Raw genomic sequence first — 17,493 nt, 5'->3', positions numbered from 1 at the left:
ATCAAAGAATTTTCTCGAACAGATCGTTCCAATCAGGGTTGTCCTTTTCGACCAGCTCGATTTTCCAACTTCGTCCGTAGCGCTTCATGCTCGTCTCGCGCTGGATCGCCAGCTCGATTGTCTCGTGTGGCTCGTACCACACCAGCTTGTCGAGGTTGTATCGTGCGGTGAAGCTACGTCCCTGGAGCAGCCGATGCTCTGATACCCGACGGGCGAGCGCCGCGGTCACGCCATCGTAAAGCGTGCCGCGCGGCTTGTTCGTCATGATGTAGACGAACGAAGGCTGGTGCATCGTCTCTCCCCCCACGGCAGTCAGCGTGGAATGGGAGCCTTCTTGTCCTGAGATGCTCGGGTCAAGCCCGAGCATGACGCCTTATGAATACCGCGCCAGCACCCGCCTCACCCCCTCGACCAGCTCGGCCACCGGCACGGAGAACTGCGCCTGCGCCTGGCGCTCCTTGTGCTCGGCGGAGTCTTTGACGTCGCGGCCGGCTGCAGCGAGTTCGGCGCCGAGGATCAGGTCCTTGATCACCACAGTACCGGCCTCGCGCTCCGAGGAACCCTGAATGATCGCGCAGACGGCGCCGCGCCGGTCGGCATATTTCATCTGGGCGTTGAAGCCGGAGGAGCCGAGATAGAGATCGGCCCGGCAGAGCGGCTTGTCGTGCTCATCCTGCGCCTGCCGGAGCTCCGAAACGAACTTCTGGTATTCCGGCATGAACTGAGCGTCACGATCCATTGTGGTGACCACGACGAGCGGTAGTTCGTTCTTCTGGTCGACGATCGGCGACTTCACCGCCTTCAGCGCCGAATAGAGCCGGGAGACGCCGATCGAGAAGCCGGTCGCCGGCACGGGCTCGGGCCGGAAGCGGCCGACGAGGCCGTCATAGCGCCCACCGCCGGCGACCGAGCCGAAGCGGACGACCTGGCCGTCCTCATTGGTGACCGGGAAGGTCAGCTCCACCTCGTAGACCGGACCGGTGTAGTATTCGAGGCCGCGGACGATCGACGGGTCAATCAGTATCCGTCCTGCTTCGTAGCCGGCCGCAGCTGCGAGCTTGGCAATTTCGCGGAGTTCTTCAAGCCCCTCCGCGCAGAGCTGATTATCGCCGAACGCCGCTTTGAGCTGATCGATTGTGATTTCATTGTTGAACGACCGAGCAACAGTCGCTTTGTCCGAACTTCCCGAGACCCCTGTTCCAATGGAAGGCTGTGCAGAAACGTAGGAGAGAACGAGGTCAATCGCTTTAGCGTCCAGCCCCGCGCCCTTCGTAAAATCCCCGCTCTCGTCCTTGCGCCCCTCCCCGAGCAGCAGGCGCACGCCCTCCGGCCCGAACTTGTCGAGCTTGTCGATGGCGCGCAGCACCGTCAGCCGGCGGCCGGCATTCGCGTCGCCGCCGAGGCCGATCGCCTCCATCACCCCATCGAGCACTTTTCGGTTGTTGACCTTGACGACATAGTCGCCGCGCTTGATGCCGAGCTTCTCCATCGTGTCGGCGGCGAGCATGCAGATCTCGGCATCGCCGGCGACCGTGCCGCTGCCGACGATGTCGGCATCGAACTGCATGAACTGGCGGAAGCGGCCCGGGCCCGGCTTCTCGTTGCGGAAGACATAGCCGGCGCGGTAGCTGCGATAGGGTTTTGGCAGCGCGTCGTAATTCTCAGCGACATAGCGGGCGAGCGGCGCCGTCAGGTCATAGCGCAGCGAGAGCCACTGCTCGTCATCGTCCTGGAAGGAGAAGACGCCCTCGTTGGGCCGGTCCTGGTCCGGCAGGAATTTGCCGAGCGCGTCGGTGTATTCGACGAAGGGCGTCTCGACCGGATCGAAGCCGTAGAGCGAGAAGCTCTCGCGGATCACGGCGAGCATGCGCTCGGAAGCGGCGACATCGGCCGGGCCGCGATCGACGAAACCGCGCGGCTGGCGGGCCTTCAGCTTGGCAGGGGCGGACTTGTCGGCGGACATGGGATCTGCGTCTCGGACGTTGGAATGCTAAAAATGGCTTTGGCGAGCGGGTTAGCCCGCTGAGCCGCCAGGGGCAAGGCGCAGCGTGTCATTCCGGGACTTCGCGCAGCGAAGGGCCCGGAAGGACGAGGGTAGCTAGAGCGCCAACCCCTCATCCCAGTACGGCGTCGCGCCATAAAGCTCGGCGAGATAATCGACGAAGGCGCGGACCTTGTGCTCCATGTGCCGACGGCTCGGATAGACCGCGTAGACCGCGACGCGCTTGCCGACCGAATAGGCTGGCAGCACCCTGGTAAGGGCGCCCGATTGCAGCTCCGGCCCGACATCCCAGGTCGAGCGCAGGGCGATGCCGACGCCCGCCAGCAGCGCCTCGCGCACAACTTCGCTGGAATTGGTCCGCAGCGGCCCGTTGATCTTGACCGCCACCTGGCCTTCGGGCCCGTCAAGGCGCCATTGATCGGCATTGTGGGCAATGAGGGTATGGCGTGACAAGTCCTCGATCGTCTCGGGGGTGCCGTGAGCAGAGAGATAGCCCGGCGTCGCGCAGAGCACGCGATGGTTCGGCGCAAGGCGCTTGGCCACTAGGCTGGAATCGCGCAAATCGGCGATCCGCACCGCCAGGTCGAAGCCCTCGGCAACGATGTCGACGAAGGCGTCGCTCAGGATGAGCTCGACATTCACCGCCGGGTTGGCGTCGAGGAAGGGCTTCAGATGCGGCGCGACATGCATGCGCCCGAACGAGGTCGGCGCCGAGACGCGCAAGGTGCCGCGCGCCTGGCCGGCGCCGCTGGCGACCCAGGCTTCGGCCTCCTCGATCGAGCCGAGGATCGAGACGACCCGCTCATAGAAGCCTTGGCCGGCCTCCGTCAGCGAGAGCTGGCGCGTGGTGCGCTGGAGCAGGCGCACGCCGAGCCGGTCCTCCAGGCGGCGGATGCGCTTGGAGATGACGGCCGGTGAAAGGCTGAGCTCGCGGGCGGCGGCTGACATGCTCCTCGCCGTGACGACATGCGCGAAGACGTCGAGGTCGCCGAACCGGTCCATCCGCCCTCCACCTTTTCCGTTTTGGAAATAATCATGCACGTTACTCGCGCTGCGCCGTCCATGGAAGTATTCTAGAGTCGCGCAGGACGCCGCTGCCTGCGGCTGCGGAACGACGCCGTCCGGCGGTTTTCGGGCGAGACGATGAGTGGAGGATTTGCCATGAGTGCGATCGCCTTTCCGGCGCCCGATGCCGGCATCCTCGCCCGCCGCGACGCCATCATCTCGGGCCTCGCCAAACTGGTCGCACCCGAGGCGCTGATCACCTCTGAGGACGAGCGGCGCCCTTATGAGACCGACGCGCTGACCGCCTATCGCCGCATGCCGCTTGCCGTGGTGCTGCCCTCGACCACGCAGGAGGTGGCGGCCGTGCTGCGCTATTGCTCCGAACAGGGCGTGCCGGTGGTGCCGCGCGGCGCCGGCACCTCGCTCGCCGGCGGGGCGATCCCGCAGGAGGACGCGGTCGTGATCGGCGTCTCCAAGATGAACCGCATCCTCGAGATCGATTACGCCAACCGGGTCGCGAAGGTGCAGGCCGGCGTCACCAATCTCGCGGTCACCGGCGCGGTCTCGGCCGACGGCTTCTTCTACGCGCCCGACCCGTCCTCGCAGCTTGCCTGCTCGATCGGCGGCAATATCGGCATGAACTCCGGCGGCGCGCATTGCCTGAAATACGGCGTCACCACCAATAATGTGCTCGGCGTCACGCTGGTGATGCTGGATGGCAGCGTCGTCGAGATCGGAGGTTCCCATCTCGATTCGCCCGGCTACGACCTGCTCGGCCTGATCGTCGGCTCGGAGGGCCAAATCGGCATCGTCACCGAGGCGACGGTTCGCATCCTGCGCCAGGCCGAGGGTGCGCGCCCCGTCCTGTTCGGCTTCCCGACCAGCGTCGAGGCCGGCGCGGCGGTCGCCGCCATCATCGGCGCCGGAATCATTCCGGTGGCGATGGAGTTCATGGACAAGCCGGCGATCGAGATCTGCGAGGCCTTCGCCCATGCCGGCTACCCGATGGACTGCGGCGCGCTGCTGATCATCGAGGTCGAGGGCTCGGAAGCCGAGATGGATGCCCAGCTCGCCCGCATCGTCGCGATCGCCCGGGAACATGGCGTCGGCACGGTCAAGGAGAGCAAGTCGGCGATGGAGACGGCGGCGATCTGGAAAGGCCGCAAATCCGCCTTCGGCGCGACCGGCCGCATCGCCGACTATATCTGCATGGACGGCACGATCCCGACCGGGCAACTGCCCTTCGTGCTCGAGCGCATGGACGAGATCATCAAGGGCTACGGCCTGCGCGTCGCCAATGTCTTCCATGCCGGCGACGGCAATCTCCACCCGCTGATCCTCTACAACTGCAACGACCCGGTCGAGGCGCAGAAGGCGGAGGACGCCGGCAACGACATCCTCAAGCTCTGCGTCGAGGTCGGCGGCTGCCTGACCGGCGAGCACGGCGTCGGCATCGAGAAGCGCGACCTGATGACGGTGCAGTTCAACGAGGCCGATCTGCACCAGCAGCAACGAGTCCGGGCAGTATTCGATCCGCGCTGGCTGATGAACCCGGCGAAAGTGTTCCCCCTGGAAGGCCGGATCGCGGCGTGACGAACCTCTCCGTCATTCCGGGACGCTGCGCAGCAGCGGGCCCGGAACCCATGAACACGACGACCCGGATTATTGCATGTCTGCGAAGATGGCGAGAATTTGGAAACGTCGTGGTCATGGGTTCCGGGCTCGACGCTTCGCGTCGCCCCGGAATGACGGTGGAGGAGGATTGTGCCGTTCCACGTCTACCTGCTCGCCAGTCGTCGCGACGGCACACTCTATCTCGGCGTGACACGCGATCTCGCTCGCCGCGTCCACGAGCACAAAAGCAAGATTCTGCCGGGGTTTTCCCAGAAGTACGGGGTGGATCGCCTAGTCTGGTACGAGGAATATCCGACAGCCGTAGAGGCCATCGAGCGGGAAAAGGATATCAAGAAGTGGCGCCGACAGTGGAAGGTCAACCTAATCGAGGAGAGCAATCCCGATTGGGCAGATCTCTATCCTATGCTCGCGAGATAACCTTCCACCGTCATTCCGGGGCGCCGCGTAGCGGCGAGCCCGGAACCCATGACCACGACGGTCGGGCTAAGGGCGCCACGGCACTCGCAGCGGGTGCCTGGCGAACTCGTGGTCATGGGTTCCGGGCTCGGGCCTTCGGCCCGCCCCGGAAAGACGGCAGAGGGTTCTGATGCTCCACACCCCCACCACAGAGGCGCAGGCCTGCGCCGTCGTCGCCTCTATCGTCGAGGCGCGCGTTCCGCTCGCCATTCGCGGCGGCGGCACCCGCTCCGGCCTCGGCCGGCCGGACAACACCGTCAGCATCATCTCCAGCGCCGAACTCACCGGCATCACCCTCTACGAGCCCTCCGAGATGGTGATCGGCGCCCGTGCCGGCACGCCGCTGAAGCTGATCGAGGAGACGCTGGCGAACCGCGGCCAGATGCTGCCCTTCGAGCCGATGGACCATCGCGCATTGTTCGGCACTGAGGGCGAGCCGACGATCGGCGCGATCGCGGCCGGCAACATCTCGGGCCCACGGCGGATCAATGCCGGCGCCGCTCGCGACTCCCTGATCGGCATCAAGCTGATCAACGGACGTGGCGAGCTGGTGAAATCCGGCGGGCGGGTGATGAAGAACGTGACCGGCCTCGACCTGGTCAAACTCGTCTCCGGCAGCTTCGGCACGCTCGGCTTCCTGACCGAAGTGACTTTCCGCGTGCTGCCGCGGCCGGAGCGCATCGTCACGCTGATCTGGGAGGACCTCGCCGACGAAGCGGCGGTGGCGCTGCTCTCGGGCGCGCTCGGCTCGCCCTTCGAGCCGATGGCTGCAGCGCATCTGCCGGCCGGTGTCGGCGCGGAGCACGCGCGCACGCTGCTCAGGCTTGAGAACTTCTCCGCCTCGATCAGCTACCGCGCCGCCGAACTCGCGCGCCTGCTCAAAGGCTACGGCCGGCCCCAACTGATCGAGGGCCGTGCCTCGGATGCGCTCTGGTGGGACGTCAGGGATGCAGCCTTCTTCGCCGGCACGCCGGAGGCCGTCTGGCGGCTTTCGCTTGCACCGACCAACGGGCCAAAGGCCACCGCTGCGATCGCACGCACCATGCCCGGCGCGCGCTGGTTCTACGATTGGGGTGGTGGCCTCGTCTGGCTCGCCGTGGCAGCCGACGGCGATGCCGGAGCGGCGGCTATCCGCACCGCTCTGAAGCCGCTGGGCGGCCATGCGACGCTGGTGCGGGCCCCGGATGCGGTGCGGGCAGCGGTCCCCGTGTTCGAGCCGCTCACAGAGCCGCTGATGCGGGTGACGGCGGGCATCAAGAAGAGCTTCGATCCGAAAGGCGTGTTCGAGCCCGGCCGGATGTATGCGGGGGTGTGAGATGGCGTGTCGTCGTCATGGTCGGGCTTGTCCCGGCCATCCACGTCTTCGTTTGACGAGGGACGTGTTCAAGACGTGGATGCTCGGCACGAGGCCGAGCATGACGGTGTAGGATCATGCAGACCAACTTCACGCCCGAGCTTCTCGCCTCCGATCCGCGCCTGCCGGCGTCCGAGAAGATCCTGCGCACCTGCGTGCATTGCGGCTTCTGTACCGCGACCTGCCCGACCTATCTGCTGCTCGGCGACGAGCTCGATTCGCCGCGCGGGCGCATCTACCAGATCAAGGACATGCTGGAGAACGACCGGCCGGCGACGCCGGAGGTGGTCAAGCATGTCGACCGCTGCCTCTCCTGCCTGTCCTGCATGACGACCTGCCCCTCGGGCGTGCACTACATGCACCTGGTCGACCATGCCCGGGCGCATATCGAGGAAACCTATCAGCGGCCCGTCGCCGACCGGACGCTGCGGGCCATCCTCTCGGCGATCCTGCCCTATCCCGGGCGCTTCCGCCTCGCCATGCTGGCGGCGCGGCTCGGCAAACCGCTCGCCGGAGCGCTCGGAGCGCTGCCGGTCATCGGCGCGCGGCTGAAGGCGATGCTGGCGCTGGCGCCCTGGAGCCTGCCCGACCGCTCGGCGATGGAGGGGCCACGCTCCTTCCCAGCCGAGGGCGAGCGTCGCAAGCGCGTCGCCATCCTCTCCGGCTGCGCCCAGCCGGTGCTCGATCCCGGCATCAACGAGGCGACGATCCGCCTGCTCACCCGCCATGGCGTCGAGGTGGTACTGCCCAAGGGCGAAGGCTGCTGCGGCGCGCTCGTCCACCATATGGGCCGTGAGCATGGCGCGCTCGCCTTCGCCCGCGCCAATATCGACGCCTGGATGGCCGAGATCGAGGGCGCGGGTCTCGATGCGATCCTGATCACGGCGTCCGGCTGCGGCACGACGATCAAGGATTACGGCTTCATGTTCCGCAATGAGCCGGCCTATGCGGAGAAGGCGACGAAAGTCGCCGGCCTCGCCAAGGACGTGACCGAGTTCGTCGAGACGCTGGAGATCGCGCCGGTCCGCCAGTTCGACCTCACCGTCGCCTACCACTCCGCCTGCTCGATGCAGCACGGCCAGCAGCTGAAGGACGGGCCGAAGCGCCTGCTGGCGCGGGCCGGCTTCCGCGTGAAGGAGGTGCCGGAGGGTCATATCTGCTGCGGCTCGGCCGGCGTCTACAACATCCTCCAGCCGGAGATCGCCGGGCAATTGCGCGAGCGCAAGGTCGGCAACATCCAGCGCACCAAGCCTGACCTCGTCGCCACCGGCAATATCGGCTGCATCACGCAGATCGCGAAGGGTTTCGCCGACAAGGGCGCTACAACGCCGATCCTGCACACCGCCGAGCTGCTCGACTGGGCGACCGGCGGGCCGGTGCCTGCGAGGCTGGCCAAAGCGGGGATCGAGGAGGCGATTCCGGCTGGGGTGATCGCAGCCGAATGACCGAGCACGTCATGCTCGGGCTCGACCCGAGCATCTCAGGCAGAATTGGGCTCGGGCCAGTGCCTTCTTGTCCGGAGATTCTCGGGTCTGCGCTTCGCTTTGCCCGAGAATGACGCCCGGACATGCTGCCCCTGTGCCTCGCGCGATTGCCTCCACAGCCGTGATCGCCGATCTTGCCGCTGCGCCAGGGAGGACAGGCATGACATTCGGCTTCATCGAGGGCTTTCGCGTCGAGGTGCTCGACCCGCGCTTCCATCGGATCGTGCCCGGCTCGGCCCGGATGGAGCGGCTGTGGACCGGGGCGCGCTGGTCGGAAGGGCCGGCCTGGTTCCCGGCGCATCAGACGCTGGTCTGGTCGGACATCCCCAACGACCGGATGCTGCGCTACGACGCCCTCACCGGCCAGGTCGGCACCTTCCGGCAGCCGGCGCGCAATTCGAACGGCAACACCGTCGACCGGCAGGGAAGGCTCGTCACCTGCGAGCATGGCGGGCGACAGGTGACGCGCACCGAGCATGACGGCTCGGTCACCGTGCTGGCGAGCCACTATCAGGGTAAGCGCCTGAATTCACCCAATGACGTGGTGGTGAAGTCGGACGGCTCGATCTGGTTCACCGACCCCGATTACGGCATCCTCACCGACTATGAGGGCGACAAGGCGCAGAGCGAGATCGGCCGCTGCAATGTCTACCGCATCGATCCGCAGAGCGGCGAGATCGCCATCGTCGCCGATGATTTCGTCAAGCCGAACGGCCTCGCCTTCTCGCCAGACGAGAGCGCGCTCTATATCGCCGACACCGGCGCGAGTCATGATCCGCAGAACGGGCCCCGCCATATCCGCAAGTTCGCGGTGACCGGCGACGGCGCCAAGCTCGGTGCCTCCTCGGTCTTCGCTACCTGCACGAACGGGCTGTTCGACGGGTTCCGTTTCGATGTCGAAGGCCGGCTCTGGAGCAGCGCCGCCGACGGCATCCATATCTACGATCCGGACGGGACACAGATCGGCAAGGTGCTGGTGCCGGAGGTGGTCGCCAATCTCTGCTTCGGCGGACCGAAGCGGAACCGCCTGTTCATCTGCGGCACGACCTCGCTTTATGCGCTGATGACTCACACCAACGGCGTGGGGTGAAGCCGCCCACGTCATTCCGGGGCATCGCGCGGCGATGAGCCCGGAATCCATGAACACTGCTGGTTTTTGGCAAGGCGCGACGGATTCCTGCGCTTTCTCTGCTTGCACCGGTGTTCATGGGTTCCGGGCTCGCTGCTGCGCAGCGCCCCGGCAAGACGGGTGAGCCTCACGCTTTCTCGCCACGCTTCTCCGGCTTCACCCAGCCGACGACGAAGGGCATCAGGAGCCCGAGCAGCATGAAGCGCGTCAGATGGTGAGCGCCGACATAAAGCGGGTCGAGCCCCATGGCGAAAGCGAGCATCGCCATCGCCTCGAGCCCGCCCGGTGCGAATGCGGCCATGGCGCTGGCATAGGGCACGCCGGCGAGCCAGGCCGCCGGCCAGGCAAAGGCGAAGGCGACCGCCATCGAGACGACGAAGCCGCCGATCGCGAGCGGGAACAGCGCCGCGATCTCGCCCCGCTTCAGGTTCGAGACGCGCCCGCCCATGGCGGCGCCGAGCATGACCATCACCGCGATCGCGATCTCCGGCGGCATGGTGCCGTGGACGAGGCCGGTGCCGTGCAGCACCGCACTCGCCAGCGTCGCTCCGAGAATGAAGGGCGCGGTGACGCCGATCCGCTCGAAGATGAGCCCGGTGACCAGCCCGCTTCCGAGCAGCAACGCCATGTCGCCGACGCTCGCGATCGCGACCGGAGGCGTCGAGGCAAGGGGGGCGCCACCGCTGCTCAGCTTCATGATGCTGGGCAGCACCGCGACCAGGACGAGGATGCGGAAGAGCTGGATCGCGGCGATGCGGCCGATATTGGCCCCCTTGTCCTGCGCCACCGAGATCACGGCCGAGAGCGCGCCAGGCGCGGCCGCCAGCAGCGAATCGATCCAGCTCCAGCGCGCGACGAAGCGCAGATAGGCGCCCGTCGCCAGCATGATCGCAAGGAGCCCGACGACCAGCACCAGCAGCGAGCCGGGATAGCGCGCCGTCGCGACAAGCGCCTCGGGCGTCGCGGCCGAGCCGATCAGCGCGCCCGACATCACCATGGTCGAATCGAACCAGGGGCGGCGCAGGTCGGGCAGCGGCCGGGTGATGCCGAGAACGGAGACTATGAGCATCGAGCCCGAGAGCCAGGCCGCCGGGACGCCTAGCAGCGTAAAAAGCGTGCCGCCGACCGCCGCGCAGACGATCACCGCCGCTTCGCGCGACAAGATACGCAGATGGTAGGGGATATAGCTCGGAACAGGCATGAGGCTCGCGATGCGCCAGAACTGCGCACCGCCGCATCAATGAAGACCGATAGCCGTCAGGTCAAACGCCTCTGCTGCAAGCAGGGCATGACATTGGCGGTCAGCCCGCGAGCGCCTTCTGCAGACGCGCCACCGCCTCGTGGAGATCCGAAGCCTTGCGGGCGAAGCAGAAGCGCAGGCCTGTCTCGCCACCGGGGCCGAAGGCGGTGCCCGGCGCGAGGCCGACATTGGCCGTATCGACGAGCTCGATCGCGAGCTTGCGGGAATCGGTCCAGCCATCGACGCTGAAGAACTGGTAGAAGGCGCCGTCCGGCGCCTGCAAGTTGACGCGGTTGGTCGCCTTAAGGCCCTCGGCGACAATGCGGCGGCCTTCGGTGGCGCGGGCGATCTGCTCGGCGACGAAGGGCTCGCCCTCCTCCAGCGCCGCAATGGCGGCGCGCTGGACGAAGACCGGCGAGCCGGAGGTCGAATACTGGATCAGGTTCTCGACGATCTGGCCGAAGGCCGGCGGCACCTCGATCCAGCCGACGCGCCAGCCGGTCATCGCCCAGTTCTTCGAGAAGGTCTGGACGAAGAGGACGCGGTCCTCCTGCTCCATCACATCGTGGAACGATGCAGCGCGCGGCGAGCCGTCATAGATGAAGCGGGCATAGATCTCGTCGGCGATGATCCAGATGCCATGTTTGCGGGCGATGGCGAGGATCGCGGCAAGCTCGTCGCGTGTGGCAGTCCACCCAGTCGGGTTGGCCGGCGAGTTGATCACGAAGGCGCGGGTGCGCGGCGAGATCGCTGCTTCAAGCTTCTGAAGGTCGAGCGTGAAGCGCCCGTCCTTGAATTGCATGGGAACGCAGACCGGGTTGGCGCCGGCGATGCCTATGGCGGCGGCGAAGTTCGGCCAGGCCGGGGTCGGGATGATCAGCTCGTCGCCGACGCCCGCGATCAGCCGGACCGCGATCTGGACCGACTGCATGCCGGAACCGGTGACGTAGAAGCGGTCCATGGCGAAGGGGCGGCCATAGAGCGCGCTGTGATAGCGCGCCAGCGCCTCGCGCAGTTCGGGGATGCCGCGCTGCCAGGTGTAGAAGGTCTCGCCATCGGCCAGCGACTTGTTGGCGGCGCGGACGATGAAGTTCGGCGTCGGCAGGTCGCCCTCGCCGACCCAGAGCGGGATCAGACCTGGCTTCAAGCGGCCATGGTTGACGACCTCGACGATGCCGCTCTCGGGCGCGTTGCGCGCCTCGGGGCGCAGGTCGGCGATCAGGCTGGTGCCGGCCGGGGCGTGCATGTTCATGAGCGATCCTTCGGGCGATCCGTCGCAAGAGACATGCACGCCAATCTAACGCAGAAAGCGCCGCCGCGGCATGAAATGACGAGATCGACCCGATCGGTCGCGGTGATGGATCGCGGAGCGGGCCGGACGGGTCGGCCCGCTCCAGAGAGCGTCAGGCCTTCTGCTTCAGCAGGTCGCGGATCTCGCTGAGCAGGGCGATGTCCTGCGGTGGCGCCACCGGCTCTGCCGGCTTTTCCGCCTCCTTGCGCCGGAGCGTGTTGATACCCTTGACGACCAGGAACAGCACGAAGGCGATGATCAGGAAGTTGACCGCGATCGTGAGGAAGTTGCCATAAGCGAGGACAGCGCCCTGCTTCTTGGCGTCGACGAGAACCGGCGCGGTGACGGCGCTGTTGAGGCCGATGAAGTAGTTGGAGAAGTCGACGCTGCCGATCGCGCCGATCAACGGCATGATGATGTCGCCGACCAGCGATTCGACGATCTTGCCGAAGGCCGCGCCGATGATCACACCGATGGCGAGATCGACGACGTTGCCCTTCAGGGCAAATTCCTTGAACTCCTTGATCATGGCGCGCCTTTCCGAATGCCTGGCCAGTCTTCGGCACCACGCTCAGCAATGCCGCCCCCAGCTCGCACGCTAGACCACCGGCACCGGCGCTGGAAACAGCTTTGAGGCCGTTTTCCTCGGTCTTTTCTTTCGAAACAGACCAATTTCAGCGCAGATCATCCATTCAGTGAAGCTTGTGCCACGGCGAACACTGCGGCAGCGATCGGCGGTTGCCGCAGCCGCCGACAGTCCTCAGAAGCCTTCGAGAACGATCTTGCCCCTGGCCTTGCCGCTCTCGAGCAAAGCATGGGCGCGCTTGAGATTGGATGCGTCTATCTTGCCGAAATGCTCGCCGAGCGTGGTCCGGAGCCTGCCGGCGTCGACCATGGCGCTGACCTCGTTGAGTAGTTCGTGCTGAGCGATCATGTCGGGGGTGCCGAAGAGGGAGCGCGTGAACATCAGCTCCCAATGCAGCGAGACGCTCTTGCGCTTCAGCTTCATCACATCGATCGGCGCGGGATCGTCGATCAGGCCGAAGCGGCCCTGCGGCGCAATCAGTTCGACGATCTCGTCGAAATGCCGGTCGGTCTGGGTGGTCGAGAAGACGAAGGCCGGCGCGCCGATACCGAGCGCTGCGACTTGAGCGGCCAGCGGCCTGGTGTGATCGACAACGCGGTGGGCGCCGAGTTCCCTGACCCATTCCTGCGTTTCCGGCCGCGAGGCGGTCGCGATCACCGTGACGTCGCTGAGCTCCCTCGCGAGCTGGATCGCGATCGAGCCGACGCCACCGCCGCCGCCGATGATGAGCAGCGCATTCGCCGCCCCCGGAACCGCCCGGCGGATGTCGAGCCGGTCGAACAGCGCCTCCCAGGCGGTGATCGCCGTCAGCGGCAGCGCGGCTGCCTCCGCGACCGAGAGCGAGGCAGGCCGGCGCCCGACGATGCGCTCGTCGACCAGATGATATTCGGCATTGGTTCCCGAGCGGCCGATCGCGCCGGCATAGAAGACACGATCGCCCGGCTTGAACAGCGTGGCATCGGCACCGACCGCCTCGACCGTGCCGGCAGCGTCCCAACCGAGCACCTTAACCCCGCCCGGCTCGGGCTGCGAGCGCAGGCGCATCTTGGTGTCGACCGGGTTGACCGAGACCGCCGCCACCTTGACCAGCAGGTCGCGCCCGGCTGCGACCGGCTTGTCGAGCGTGAGGTCGAGCAGCGCCTCGGCGTGCTCGATCGGATGGGATGCGCGGTAGCCAACGGCCTTCATCGGAAAATCTCCTGTTGCAGGCAGAGAAATACGGATAGGCTCACTTGCTGCAATACGCACAAATCGGACCAGTAGTATCACAATGGATACTGTCCCATGCTGAAGACCAAGAAGCGCTACGACTGCGCCGCCGGCTGCCCGGTCGAGGCGACGCTCGACCTGATCGACGGCAAGTGGAAGGGCGTGATCATCTATCACCTGCTCTCGGGCACGCTGCGCTTCAACGAGATCCGCCGGAAGCTGCCGAGCGCGACGCAGCGCATGCTCACCCGGCAGTTGCGCGAGCTGGAAGAGTGCGGGCTCGTCCTGCGCACCGTCTATGCGCAGGTTCCGCCGCGGGTCGACTATGCCCTGACCGAGGAAGGCCGCTCGCTCGAAGAGATCGTGCGCGCCATGCACGCCTGGGGCGAGCGACGTCTGGAGCGGCTGGCGCAGGTCCAGGCAGCAGCCTGAGGACAGGTCGAAAGGCCGATGGCGGCGGCGGCGCCACAACGGTAGATTTGCCGGCGAGCGCCGTTGCGAGGAGGTGGGATGCTCCCGGCCTGGTCAGTCGTCCTGAGCGCACTCGGCTATCTCTGCGTTCTGTTCGCGATCGCCCATCTCGCGGACACGGCCGGGCGCCGACTGATGAGCGGGCGGGCGCGCACCACGATCTATGCGCTGGCGCTCGGCGTCTACTGCACGTCGTGGACCTTCTACGGCTCGGTCGGCTTCGCCAACCGGGCCGGTCTCGACTTCCTCGGCATCTATGTCGGTCCAGCGCTGGTGATCGGGCTCGGGCATCGCTTCGTCGCCCGCATCGTCAGCATCGCGAAATCACAGAACATCACCTCGGTCGCCGACTTCGTCGGCGCGCGCTACGGCAAGAGCGAGCGCGTCGCGGCGCTGGTCTGCATCGTCGCGGTGATCGGCGCCCTGCCCTATATCGCCCTGCAATTGAAGGCGGTCGCGAACTCGCTCTCGGTGTTCTTCGCCGCGGCCGGCGGGCCGCCGCCGATGACCGACGTGCCGGTGCTGAGCGACCTCGCCTTCCTGGTCGCGCTGGTTCTGGCCGGCTTCGCCTGCGCCTTCGGCACCCGCCATATCGACGCGACCGAGCATCAGGATGGGCTGGTGCTAGCGATCGCGGTCGAGTCGCTAATCAAGCTGGTCGCCTTCCTGGCGCTCGGCGTCTTCGTCGTCTACGGCCTGTTCGACGGCGCAGGCGACCTGTTCGCCCAGGCGGTGCGGGCGGCTGGCGACAGGCCGCCGATCTGGGAGCGGACATCGAGCTGGCCGATGTTCCTGACGCTGACGGCACTGTCCTCCTGCGCCGCGCTTCTGCTGGCGCGCCAGTTCCACATGGCGATCGTCGAAAATCGCGACGTCCGCGACGTGCGCCGCGCCGCCTGGATGTTCCCGCTCTATCTCGTGCTCATCAACCTGTTCGTGCTGCCGCTGGCGGCGGCGGGCGAAGTCCTGCTGCCGGGAACGGCGGTCGACCGCGACATGACCGTGCTGCTGCTACCGTTGGAGAAGCAGGCCGGCCTGATCGCCCTCTTGGTCTTCATCGGCGGGCTCTCGGCCGGGACCGCGATGGTGATCGTTGCCTCTGTTGCCTTGGCGATCATGATCTCGAACCACCTCGTCACGCCGCTCCTGCTGCGCGGGCGCGGCGTCAGCGTCGATCCCGAGCAGGCGGCTGCGCTGCTCGAGGGCGGCGGGCGCCAGCGCAACAGCTCGACCGGTGGCGATCTCGGCTTGCAGGTGGTGCATATCAGGCGGCTCGCCATCGTCGCGGTGATCCTGCTCGGCTACGCCTATTACCGGGCCGCGGGCGAAGCCGCGCTGGTCTCGATCGGCCTGCTCTCCTTCGCCGCCACCGCGCAGATCGCGCCGGCCTTCTTCGGCGGGCTGATCTGGCGGCGCGGCACCGCGCTCGGCGCCGCCGCCGGGCTGTCGGCCGGCCTGCTGACCTGGCTCTACACCCTGCTGATGCCGAGCCTCGCCTTGCCCGGCGGCTACTGGGCGGACATCGTCGCGCACGGGCCGCTCGGCATCACCGCCCTGCGGCCGGAGGCGCTGTTCGGCCTGTCTCTACCGGCTCTGCCGCATGGCGTGCTCTGGAGCCTCGGCATCAACCTCGCCTGCTATATCGGCTTCTCGCTGGTTCGCCCGGCGAGCGCGATGGAGCGACTGCAGGCCAATGCCTTCGTCGAATCGGACCGGGCAACCATGGCCCAGTCCTTCTCGCTCTGGCGCTCCAGCGTCACCGAGGCAGAGCTGCAATCGACGATCGGCCGCTATCTCGGCCAGGAGCGGACGCAGCGCGCCTTCGAGGGCTTCGCCCATTCGCGCGGCGAGGTGCTGAACGGCACGCGCGAGGCCGACATCCACATGCTGCGCTTCGGCGAGCATCTGCTCTCCTCGGCGATCGGCGCCGCCTCCTCGCGACTCGTGCTGTCATTGCTGTTGAAGCGGCGCAACCTCTCGACCGAGGCGGCCTTCAAGCTGCTCGACGACGCTTCGGCAGCCCTGCAATACAATCGCGACATCCTTCAGAACGGCCTCGACCATGCCGGCCAGGGCATCACCGTGCTTGACCGGGATTTGCGCCTGCTTGCCTGGAACAAGGCCTTCATCCAGCTCTACGATTTGCCGCCCTCGCTGGTCCGCTTCGGCACCGGGCTCGATGAGATCGTGCGCTACAACGCCCAGCGCGGCGCCTATGGCGCGGGCCCGCAGGACGAATTGATGGCGGCGCGGCTGGAGAGCTTCATCAATGACCGCGAGCCGGTCCGGCTCAGGCTCTACCCCTCGAAGAACGTCATCGAGATCCGCTCGAACCCGCTCCCCGATGGCGGCATCGTCACCACCTATACCGACATCACCGATGCGGTCGCGGCCGAGGAGGAGCTCGAGCGGACCAACGAAACGCTGGAGAAGCGCGTCGCCGAGCGCACCGAGGAGATCCGGCACGTCAACACCGAATTGCAGCGCGCCAAGGCCGAAGCCGATGAGGCCAACGCCTCGAAGACGCGCTTCCTCGCCGCCGCCAGCCACGACATTCTTCAACCTCTGAACGCAGCCCGGCTTTATGCCTCCGCGCTGGTCGAGCGCGACCGCGCCAGCGCCCAGCCCGACCTCGCCGAGAACATCGACGCCTCGCTCGACGCGGTCGAGGAGATCCTGACCGCGCTGCTCGAAATCTCGAGGCTCGACGGCGGCGCGCTCAAGCCGGAGATCAGCGCCTTCCGGCTCGACGAGTTGATGCGACAGCTCCAGCGCGAGTTCGAGCCGAGCGCCCAGGAAAAGGGGCTCCAGCTCATCTTCGTGACGACCGCGGCGACGGTCCGCTCCGACCGGCGCCTGCTGCGCCGCCTGCTGCAGAACCTGGTCTCGAACGCGATCAAATACACGCCGAACGGCAAGGTGCTGGTCGGCTGTCGCCGGCGCGAGGGCCAAGTCGCGATCGAGGTGCTCGACACCGGGCTCGGCATTCCCGTGAGCAAGCAGAAGACCGTGTTCCGCGAGTTCCAGCGGCTCGATCAGGGCGCCAAGGTGGCGCGCGGGCTCGGCCTCGGGCTCTCGATCGTCGAGCGGATCGCCCGCACGCTCGACCACAAGCTCGCACTCACCTCGACACCGGGCCGCGGCACGCGCTTTTCGATCCTGGTGCCGCGGGCCGCGCCCCTGCCGGCGATGGCGACGGCATCGGCTGCGCGCGGCGCCCCGTCCAGCAGCCAACTCGCGGGCCTGAAACTGCTCGCCATCGACAACGAACCGGTGATCCTCGACGGGATGCGCCTGCTGCTCGGGGGCTGGGGCTGTAAGGTCGCGACTGCGCGCGATCTCGACGAAGCTTCCGCCATCATCACCGCAGGCGGCGCGCCGGATGTCCTGATCGCCGACTACCATCTCGACCATGGCGAGAACGGCATCGCGCTGATCTCGGCGCTGCGGCAGAGCGTCGGCGGCCTGCCGGCAATCCTCTTGACCGCCGACCGCTCGCCAGAGGTTCGGGAGGAAGCGGCGGCGCTCGACATCCATGTCTTGAACAAGCCGCTGAAGCCGGGCGCGCTACGGGCACTGCTGGCGCAATGGCGCGCGACGAGGTTGGCAGCGGAGTAAGAGAAAGCGTCAT

The 17,493-nt window shown here is 66.8% G+C and carries 14 protein-coding genes; 7 read left to right on the top strand and 7 right to left on the bottom strand.

From position 1 onward, the window contains the following. Position 1: 1 nt before the first annotated feature. The 3 genes from ACFPOB_RS28495 to ACFPOB_RS28485 form a co-directional block, all read right to left on the bottom strand. Positions 2-292: a GIY-YIG nuclease family protein gene (locus tag ACFPOB_RS28495; protein ID WP_377801633.1), complete on the bottom strand. Its 291-nt coding sequence runs from the start codon at positions 290-292 to the stop codon at positions 2-4. Positions 293-373: 81 nt separating this feature from the next. Further along, a complete protein-coding gene (hisS, locus tag ACFPOB_RS28490) occupies positions 374-1,963 on the bottom strand; it encodes a histidine--tRNA ligase (protein WP_377801632.1) in 1,590 nt (529 codons plus the stop codon). Positions 1,964-2,098: 135 nt separating this feature from the next. Beyond that, on the bottom strand, positions 2,099-3,004 hold the full coding sequence (locus ACFPOB_RS28485) for a LysR family transcriptional regulator (RefSeq protein ID WP_377801631.1): 906 nt from the start codon (positions 3,002-3,004) through the stop codon (positions 2,099-2,101). 159 nt (positions 3,005-3,163) lie between these two features. Here ACFPOB_RS28485 and ACFPOB_RS28480 point away from each other — a divergent pair, with 159 nt between their 5' ends. From ACFPOB_RS28480 to ACFPOB_RS28460, 5 genes are all read left to right on the top strand, one after another. Continuing rightward, positions 3,164-4,600: an FAD-binding oxidoreductase gene (locus ACFPOB_RS28480; RefSeq protein ID WP_377801630.1), complete on the top strand. Its 1,437-nt coding sequence runs from the start codon at positions 3,164-3,166 to the stop codon at positions 4,598-4,600. 171 nt (positions 4,601-4,771) lie between these two features. After that, on the top strand, positions 4,772-5,059 hold the full coding sequence (locus ACFPOB_RS28475) for a GIY-YIG nuclease family protein (RefSeq protein WP_377801629.1): 288 nt from the start codon (positions 4,772-4,774) through the stop codon (positions 5,057-5,059). Positions 5,060-5,225: 166 nt separating this feature from the next. Next, positions 5,226-6,413 (top strand): FAD-binding protein, encoded by a 1,188-nt coding sequence (locus ACFPOB_RS28470; RefSeq protein WP_377801657.1) that lies wholly within the window; start codon positions 5,226-5,228, stop codon positions 6,411-6,413. Between the two features lie 116 nt (positions 6,414-6,529). Next, on the top strand, positions 6,530-7,897 hold the full coding sequence (gene glcF, locus ACFPOB_RS28465; protein WP_377801628.1) for a glycolate oxidase subunit GlcF: 1,368 nt from the start codon (positions 6,530-6,532) through the stop codon (positions 7,895-7,897). A 199-nt stretch (positions 7,898-8,096) separates the two neighbouring features. Next, positions 8,097-9,026 carry an SMP-30/gluconolactonase/LRE family protein gene (locus ACFPOB_RS28460; RefSeq protein WP_377801627.1) on the top strand — a complete coding sequence of 310 codons (930 nt, stop codon included), beginning with the start codon at positions 8,097-8,099 and terminating at the stop codon, positions 9,024-9,026. 166 nt (positions 9,027-9,192) lie between these two features. On the opposite strand, the gene ACFPOB_RS28455 is transcribed toward ACFPOB_RS28460, so the two are convergent. The 4 genes from ACFPOB_RS28455 to ACFPOB_RS28440 all read right to left on the bottom strand — a co-directional run bounded on the left by ACFPOB_RS28455 (position 9,193) and on the right by ACFPOB_RS28440 (position 13,370). Beyond that, the gene (locus ACFPOB_RS28455; protein ID WP_377801626.1) at positions 9,193-10,266 is read right to left on the bottom strand and encodes an AbrB family transcriptional regulator; all 1,074 of its coding nucleotides are present in this window, start codon (positions 10,264-10,266) and stop codon (positions 9,193-9,195) included. Positions 10,267-10,366: 100 nt separating this feature from the next. Then, entirely contained in the window at positions 10,367-11,557 is a 1,191-nt protein-coding gene (locus ACFPOB_RS28450) for a pyridoxal phosphate-dependent aminotransferase (protein ID WP_377801625.1), read from the bottom strand. 151 nt (positions 11,558-11,708) lie between these two features. Further along, positions 11,709-12,125, bottom strand: a complete 417-nt coding sequence (gene mscL, locus ACFPOB_RS28445) for a large conductance mechanosensitive channel protein MscL (RefSeq protein ID WP_377801624.1) — start codon at positions 12,123-12,125, stop codon at positions 11,709-11,711. Positions 12,126-12,356: 231 nt separating this feature from the next. Next, a complete protein-coding gene (locus tag ACFPOB_RS28440; protein WP_377801623.1) occupies positions 12,357-13,370 on the bottom strand; it encodes a zinc-binding alcohol dehydrogenase family protein in 1,014 nt (337 codons plus the stop codon). A 96-nt stretch (positions 13,371-13,466) separates the two neighbouring features. On the opposite strand from ACFPOB_RS28440, the gene ACFPOB_RS28435 reads away from it, so the two are divergent. Further along, positions 13,467-13,823: a winged helix-turn-helix transcriptional regulator gene (locus tag ACFPOB_RS28435; protein WP_377801622.1), complete on the top strand. Its 357-nt coding sequence runs from the start codon at positions 13,467-13,469 to the stop codon at positions 13,821-13,823. A gap of 78 nt (positions 13,824-13,901) precedes the next feature. Beyond that, positions 13,902-17,480: a PAS domain-containing hybrid sensor histidine kinase/response regulator gene (locus tag ACFPOB_RS28430; protein WP_377801621.1), complete on the top strand. Its 3,579-nt coding sequence runs from the start codon at positions 13,902-13,904 to the stop codon at positions 17,478-17,480. The last annotated feature ends 13 nt before the right edge of the window (positions 17,481-17,493 follow it).

It is taken from the genome of Allobosea eneae (genome assembly GCF_042657265.1).
Lineage (GTDB): Bacteria > Pseudomonadota > Alphaproteobacteria > Rhizobiales > Beijerinckiaceae > Allobosea > Allobosea eneae.
Note: the sequence above shows the minus strand (reverse complement) of the source record. Positions and strands in the feature narration are given on the sequence as shown.

What these genes read in the sequence shown, in the direction of transcription:
- ACFPOB_RS28495 (WP_377801633.1), bottom strand. Translation starts at nt 292, where the DNA reads ATGCACCAGCCTTCGTTCGTCTACATCATGACGAACAAGCCGCGCGGC.
- hisS (WP_377801632.1), bottom strand. Translation starts at nt 1,963, where the DNA reads ATGTCCGCCGACAAGTCCGCCCCTGCCAAGCTGAAGGCCCGCCAGCCG.
- ACFPOB_RS28485 (WP_377801631.1), bottom strand. Translation starts at nt 3,004, where the DNA reads ATGGACCGGTTCGGCGACCTCGACGTCTTCGCGCATGTCGTCACGGCG.
- ACFPOB_RS28480 (WP_377801630.1), top strand. Translation starts at nt 3,164, where the DNA reads ATGAGTGCGATCGCCTTTCCGGCGCCCGATGCCGGCATCCTCGCCCGC.
- glcF (WP_377801628.1), top strand. Translation starts at nt 6,530, where the DNA reads ATGCAGACCAACTTCACGCCCGAGCTTCTCGCCTCCGATCCGCGCCTG.
- ACFPOB_RS28460 (WP_377801627.1), top strand. Translation starts at nt 8,097, where the DNA reads ATGACATTCGGCTTCATCGAGGGCTTTCGCGTCGAGGTGCTCGACCCG.
- ACFPOB_RS28455 (WP_377801626.1), bottom strand. Translation starts at nt 10,266, where the DNA reads ATGCCTGTTCCGAGCTATATCCCCTACCATCTGCGTATCTTGTCGCGC.
- ACFPOB_RS28450 (WP_377801625.1), bottom strand. Translation starts at nt 11,557, where the DNA reads ATGAACATGCACGCCCCGGCCGGCACCAGCCTGATCGCCGACCTGCGC.
- mscL (WP_377801624.1), bottom strand. Translation starts at nt 12,125, where the DNA reads ATGATCAAGGAGTTCAAGGAATTTGCCCTGAAGGGCAACGTCGTCGAT.
- ACFPOB_RS28440 (WP_377801623.1), bottom strand. Translation starts at nt 13,370, where the DNA reads ATGAAGGCCGTTGGCTACCGCGCATCCCATCCGATCGAGCACGCCGAG.
- ACFPOB_RS28435 (WP_377801622.1), top strand. Translation starts at nt 13,467, where the DNA reads ATGCTGAAGACCAAGAAGCGCTACGACTGCGCCGCCGGCTGCCCGGTC.
- ACFPOB_RS28430 (WP_377801621.1), top strand. Translation starts at nt 13,902, where the DNA reads ATGCTCCCGGCCTGGTCAGTCGTCCTGAGCGCACTCGGCTATCTCTGC.